General features: G+C 68.7%; 7 protein-coding genes. 4 read left to right on the top strand and 3 right to left on the bottom strand.

Going from position 1 to position 6,010, the window contains the following annotated elements; all coding sequences use genetic code 11:
• Window positions 1–169: 169 nt before the first annotated feature.
• A complete protein-coding gene (locus G6N53_RS22295) occupies window positions 170–562 on the top strand; it encodes a hemophore-related protein (protein WP_163892259.1) in 393 nt (130 codons plus the stop codon).
• On the opposite strand, the gene G6N53_RS22290 is transcribed toward G6N53_RS22295, so the two are convergent.
• The 3 genes from G6N53_RS22290 to G6N53_RS22280 form a co-directional block, all read right to left on the bottom strand.
• Window positions 556–1,713, bottom strand: coding sequence for a sensor histidine kinase (locus tag G6N53_RS22290; RefSeq protein WP_163892256.1), 1,158 nt, complete (start codon window positions 1,711–1,713; stop codon window positions 556–558). The genes G6N53_RS22295 and G6N53_RS22290 overlap by 7 nt on opposite strands.
• Window positions 1,710–2,366: a response regulator transcription factor gene (locus tag G6N53_RS22285; RefSeq protein ID WP_163892253.1), complete on the bottom strand. Its 657-nt coding sequence runs from the start codon at window positions 2,364–2,366 to the stop codon at window positions 1,710–1,712. The genes G6N53_RS22290 and G6N53_RS22285 overlap by 4 nt, the downstream gene beginning before the upstream one ends.
• Window positions 2,367–2,489: 123 nt before the next feature.
• The gene (locus tag G6N53_RS22280) at window positions 2,490–2,804 is read right to left on the bottom strand and encodes a type II toxin-antitoxin system VapB family antitoxin (RefSeq protein ID WP_163892250.1); all 315 of its coding nucleotides are present in this window, start codon (window positions 2,802–2,804) and stop codon (window positions 2,490–2,492) included.
• 159 nt (window positions 2,805–2,963) lie between these two features.
• Between G6N53_RS22280 and hrcA the strand changes: the two genes are divergently transcribed.
• The 3 genes from hrcA to G6N53_RS22265 are packed head-to-tail and all read left to right on the top strand — an operon-like array spanning window position 2,964 to window position 5,939.
• Entirely contained in the window at window positions 2,964–3,995 is a 1,032-nt protein-coding gene (hrcA, locus tag G6N53_RS22275; RefSeq protein WP_159234835.1) for a heat-inducible transcriptional repressor HrcA, read from the top strand.
• A gap of 44 nt (window positions 3,996–4,039) precedes the next feature.
• Window positions 4,040–5,191: a molecular chaperone DnaJ gene (gene dnaJ / locus G6N53_RS22270; RefSeq protein WP_163892247.1), complete on the top strand. Its 1,152-nt coding sequence runs from the start codon at window positions 4,040–4,042 to the stop codon at window positions 5,189–5,191.
• Window positions 5,192–5,198: 7 nt separating this feature from the next.
• Window positions 5,199–5,939: a 16S rRNA (uracil(1498)-N(3))-methyltransferase gene (locus G6N53_RS22265; protein WP_163892242.1), complete on the top strand. Its 741-nt coding sequence runs from the start codon at window positions 5,199–5,201 to the stop codon at window positions 5,937–5,939.
• The last annotated feature ends 71 nt before the right edge of the window (window positions 5,940–6,010 follow it).

Genomic DNA, 6,010 nt, shown 5'->3' with positions numbered 1-6,010 from the left:
CACTCCGGTCTGCCCCGCGAACGCGCGCGTTTGCACGGCGGCGCGCCGCAATTGCCGGCATTTCACGCACGCTCGGCCGCCACGAGCACGCTAGCGCTGACCAAACAGTCCGCCTGATGCACTGATCTGGCGACCGCAACACCGCGGTGGGCTGAGCACGCGTCGAAAGGTGGAAACCGTGTTTTCAAGATTTGCGTCAAGACTGCTGGTTGCAGGCAGTGCCGCGATCGTCCTACCGTTGCTGGCGTTGCCGGATGTGGCTGTTGCGCAACCGGGCAATGGCCCGCTGATCCAGACGACGTGCAACTGCGACCAGTTGTATGCGGCCGTGCGCACCGAAGCGCCGAAGGCCGCTGCCGAACTCGACAACCGTCCCGCCGCTCAGCAGAAGCTGCAGGACTTCGTGGTGATGTCGGTAGAGCAGAGACAACAGGAGCTGGCACGGCTGCTGTCCGAGAATCCGCATTGGCAGAACAAGATCGACGAACAGTGGGACACGCCGGAGGGTCAGGAGAAAGCCCAGACGATGGCGCGTATCGCGAACACCTGCCACAACTACTGACGTGACGGCAGTGTGACCGTCACTACCAGGCCGCCCTCGGGGCGGGGCACCGCGTGTACCTCGCCGCCGTGGGCGGTCGCCACCGAACGGACGATCGAAAGACCAAGGCCCGCACCGAAGCCGATCCGCTCGGTTCCGGCCAGCCGGCGGAATGGTTCGAACAGGGCGGGAATGTCCGCGCCGGCCACCACTGGGCCGGAGTTCGTCACGGCTAGGCGGGCAACGCCATCGGATGCGCTGACCGATACGTCCACCCATCCACCCTCGGTCACGTTGTACCGCACAGCGTTGTCGATGAGGTTCTGGGCGACGCGCTCCAGTAGTGCCGGATCGCCCAGGACTGGAGTCGGCGGTAGATCGGCGCGGATCCGGACGCCGTTGGGTGGGTTGGCCATCGCCACCGCGCGATCGGTGATCTTTCCCAGGTCCACCCGGGCGCGTACCTGCAATTGCTGATCGCTGCTGGCAAGTACCAGTAGGCCGTCGATGAGGCGTTCGTTGCGGTGGTTGACACCCAGAAGCGTTTCGCCCAGCTTGCGGGTTGCCGCGGGGGTGTCCGGGTCCTGCAGTGCGACCTCGATCAAAGTCCGATTGATCGCCAAGGGGGTACGCAACTCGTGTGAGGCGTTGGCCACGAATCGGCGTTGTCCGTCGAATGCGCGGTCCAGCCGCTCCAGCATCGCGTCGAAAGTGTCTGCCAATTCCTTGATCTCGTCGTTCGGGCCGTCCAGCGTGATCCGTTCGTGCAGGCTGCGGTCAGCGACCCGGCGTGCAGTCGCGGTGACGTTCTGCAGCGGTGCCAGCGCGCGCCCGGCCAGCAACCAGCCGAATGCCCCCGCCACGAGGCCGACGGCGCCCAGCGACACCAGCGACCAGGTCAGCATGCCGCGTAGGGTGTCGCGTCGCTCCCGCTCAGCCTCGGTGGCGAGGGCGCGGAACAGGCCGTCGACCACGGGACGGTTCCGCACGCCGCGATCATCGAGGAACTGGCTCACGACGCCCTGGGCGCCGGCAGGGCGGTTGTAGAGCGACTGATGCAAATAGAAGTACGTCAGGGCGATGAGGACGGCTCCGGCCAGGAAGAAGGCGCCGGCGTACAGGACGGTCAGGCGCCATCGGATGGTCGACCGACGCCGGGATCGGGGCGTCATCGGATGCGATACCCGACGCCCGGGTCGGTGTCGATCACCGGCGGATCGCCGAGCTTACGACGCAGCATCATGATGGTGTACCGGACGACGCCGGTGAACGGGTCGACGTTCTCGTCCCACGCCTTTTCCAGCAACTGTTCGGCCGACACCACCCCGCCGTTGGCCTGCAACAGCTCGGTGAGAACGGCAAACTCTTTGCGGGACAGAGGAATCGGTCGGCCATCTCGCTGTACCGTGCGTTGGTGCGGGTCCACCCGGATGCCGCTGCGTTCGAGCACCGGTGGGACGGCGGGACGCGCCCGACGAGCCAGGGCCTGCACGCGGGCGACCAACTCGGCGAACGCGAAAGGTTTGATCAGATAGTCGTCGGCGCCCAGGCGCAGACCCGCCACGCGGTCCATCACCGCGGTCGCCGCGGTCAGCATCAGGATCCGGGAATCGCCGCCGGCGCCAGTCAGCGTCGCACACACCTCGTCGCCGGACACCCCGGGCAGGTCGCGGTCGAGCACCACTACGTCGTAGTCGTTGACGGTGGCCCGCTCGAGCGCGCTCGCGCCGTCATAGACCACGTCAACAGCCATGGCGTGCCGACGCAGACCCGTGGCCACCGCATCCGCGAGCAGCTGCTCGTCCTCCGCCACGAGCACCCGCATACCTCCATGATGTACACGCATGGCTGTTTGGGCGCTGTGAGGAGCGGCGAGCGTGCGCTGAACGCCAGAGAATTGCGGTGTGTCGCGTGCAGACACGCGCCCTCGCGCGGCAAAGGTGGCGGCTCAGCCCGGCTGGGGCAGCGGCAGGTCCATGTCGAACACCCGGGCGTGCAGCACCGTCCGGTTGCGCAGCGCCGCCCGCACGGCCCGGTGCAGGCCGTCTTCGAGGTAGACGCTGCCGCGCCACCTGACCGCATGCGGGAACAGGTCACCGTAGAAAGTGGAGTCCTCCGACAGCAGCCGGTCCAGGGCGAGCACCGTGGTCGTCATCACCAACTCGTCGAGGCGGATCTGGCGCGGCGGGATCTGGGCCCACTGCCGGTGCGACAGCCCGTGGTCGGGGTAGGGCCTTCCCTCGCGGACTCCCTTGAAGATCATCGACGCGCCTTCGCTGCCCTTGCCCCCCGCAATATCGGACCGTCTGCCAGGTTAACCCCTGGAGCCCGGGCGCGCCCGGGCTGCTCCGCGGGATGAACCCGCCGCTGATCACCGTAAACTGAACGTCGACCGGTACGGCCGACGAGAGGTGGGTGAACAATGGGCAGCGCTGACGATCGTCGATTCGAGGTGTTGCGCGCAATCGTTGCCGACTTCGTCTCGACCAAGGAGCCCATCGGTTCCAAGTCCCTGGTCGAGCGCCACAACCTCGGGGTGTCGAGCGCGACGGTGCGAAACGACATGGCGGTGCTGGAAGCGGAGGGCTACATCGCCCAGCCGCACACCAGCTCGGGGCGGGTGCCCACCGAGAAGGGCTACCGCGAGTTCGTCGACCGGCTCGACAACGTCAAACCGATGTCCAGCGCGGAGCGCCGCGCGATCCTGAAGTTCCTGGAGTCCGGGGTCGATCTGGACGATGTGCTGCGCCGTGCGGTGCGGCTGCTCGCTCAGCTGACCCGCCAGGTCGCGATCGTGCAGTACCCGACGCTGTCGACGTCGTCGGTGCGGCATCTGGAGGTGGTGGCGCTGACGCCGGCGCGGCTGCTGCTGGTGGTGATCACCGACTCCGGCCGGGTGGACCAGCGCATCGTCGAGCTCGGCGACGGCATCGACGATGTCGAGCTGTCCCAGCTGCGCGATCTTCTCGGGCAGGCGTTGGAGGGCAAGCCGCTGGCCGCCGCCTCCATTGCGGTCTCCGATCTGGCCTCGCAACTCAACGGCCAGGGTCGGCTCGCCAATGCCGTCGGCAGGTCGGCGACCGTGCTGGTCGAGTCGCTGGTCGAACACAGCGAGGAGCGGCTGATGCTGGGCGGCACCGCCAACCTCACCCGCAACACCGCGGATTTCGGGGGCTCGCTGCGGTCGGTGCTCGAGGCGCTCGAGGAGCAGGTGGTGGTACTGCGCCTGCTGGCCGCGCAGCAGGAGGCGGGTAAGGTCACCGTCCGGATCGGCCATGAAACAGAGGCCGAACAGATGGCCGGCACCTCGGTGGTGAGCACGGCATACGGTAGTTCGGGCAAGGTGTTCGGCGGCATGGGTGTGGTGGGTCCCACTCGGATGGACTATCCGGGAACTATCGCCAATGTCGCCGCGGTTGCTCTCTATATTGGCGAGGTCCTAGGTAGCCGCTGATCGGTGTTCGTCTCGGACGGATCAGCGGGTGGGAAAGGTTGAGCGTGGCACGCGACTATTACGGGCTGCTCGGGTTGAGCAGCGGTGCGAGTGACTCGGAGATCAAACGTGCCTATCGCAAGCTGGCGCGCGAGCTGCACCCCGACGTCAACCCCGACGAGGCCGCCCAGGCCCGGTTCAAGGAGATCAGCGTCGCCTACGAGGTGCTCAGCGATCCGGAGAAGCGCCGGATCGTCGACCTCGGTGGCGATCCGATGGAATCCGCAGCCGGCGGCGCCGGCGCCGGCGGATTCTCCGGGTTCGGCGGTCTGGGGGACGTGTTCGAGGCGTTCTTCGGCGGCGGTGCCGCCTCGCGCGGGCCGACCGGGCGGGTGCGTCCCGGCTCCGACTCGTTGCTGCGGATGCGGCTGGACCTGGAGGAATGCGCGACCGGGGTGACGAAGCAGGTGACGGTCGACACCGCGGTGCTGTGCGACCTGTGCCAGGGCAAGGGCACCCACGGAAACTCCACGCCGGTGTCGTGTGACACCTGCGGGGGCCGCGGTGAGATCCAGACGGTGCAACGCTCGCTGCTGGGACAGGTGATGACGTCCCGCCCCTGCCCGGTCTGTGGCGGCGTCGGCGAGGTCATCCCGGATCCGTGCAACAGGTGCGCCGGGGACGGCCGGGTCCGGGCCCGCCGCGACATCAGCGTCAAGATCCCCGCCGGGGTGGGGGACGGGATGCGGGTGCGGCTGGCGGCTCAGGGCGAGGTCGGGCCCGGTGGCGGCCCCGCCGGCGACCTGTATGTCGAAGTCCACGAGAAGCCGCACGACGTCTTCGTCCGCGACGGGGACGACCTGCACTGCACGATCTCGGTGCCGATGGTCGACGCCGCGCTGGGCACCACCGTCACCGTCGAGGCGATCATCGACGGGCCCATCGAGATCACCGTCGGCGCCGGGACCCAACCCGGCTCGGTCACCACGCTCCGCGGCCACGGCATGCCACACCTGCGCTCGGGTGTCCGCGGCAACCTGCACGCCCACATCGACGTCGTCGTTCCGTCACGGCTCGACCACGAGGACGTCGAGCTGCTGCGCGCCTTCAAGGAGCGCACCAATGGCACCGCCGAGGTTCGCACCGCCCACAGCAACAACTCGTCGCACGGCGGCGGTCTGTTCAACCGGCTGCGCGAAACGTTCACCGGCCGCTAGGCCACCGGTGCGCAGCCTGTTCTACGTCGAGGCGGTGCCCGGACCCGGCGAGCTCGCGGTGGTCGACGGCGACGAGGGCTTCCACGCGGCCAACGTGCGCCGAACCCGTCCAGGGGAGCACCTCGATCTGAGCGACGGCGCCGGTGCGGTGGCGCACTGCGTCGTCGAGGACGTCGCGAAGGGCCGGCTGACGGCCCGGGTGCAGGAACGTCATCAGGTACAGCCTCCGGTGCCGGGGATCACGGTGGTGCAGGCGTTACCCAAAGCCGAGCGTTCCGAACTCGCCGTAGAACTCGCCACGGAGGTGGGAGCGGACGCGTTCGTGGCGTGGCAGGCGTCGCGGTGCGTGGCGCGCTGGGACGGGCCGGCAAAGGTCGAGAAGGGCCTGCGGCGCTGGAGGGCGGTGGCTCGTTCGGCGGCCCGCCAGTCCCGGCGGCCCTACATCCCCGCCGTCGAGGGCGTCGTTTCGACCGGGGAACTCGTCGACCGGGTGCGGGCCGCAGACCCGGCCACGGTGCTGGTGCTGCACGAGTCGGCCGCCCGGCCCCTGACCGAGGTGGCGCTGGCGCAGTCCGAGGCGCTGACGCTGGTGGTCGGGCCCGAGGGAGGCATCGCCGACGCCGAGCTGGCCGAGCTGACGGAGGCCGGAGCGGTGGCGGTCCGGTTGGGGCCGACCGTGTTACGGACATCGACGGCCGCCGCGGTGGCGCTGGGTGCGCTCGGGGTGCTGACCTCGCGGTGGCGCTGACCACACCCCCGGGGGGTAGCTCACCCGCCCGATATTAGATAGGTTAGCCTTCCCTTCTGAACGACCCCAGA

The sequence above is a fragment of the Mycolicibacterium hippocampi genome, assembly GCF_010723735.1.
Taxonomy (GTDB): Bacteria; Actinomycetota; Actinomycetes; order Mycobacteriales; family Mycobacteriaceae; genus Mycobacterium; species Mycobacterium hippocampi.
This window is presented reverse-complemented; position numbering and strand designations above follow the sequence as displayed.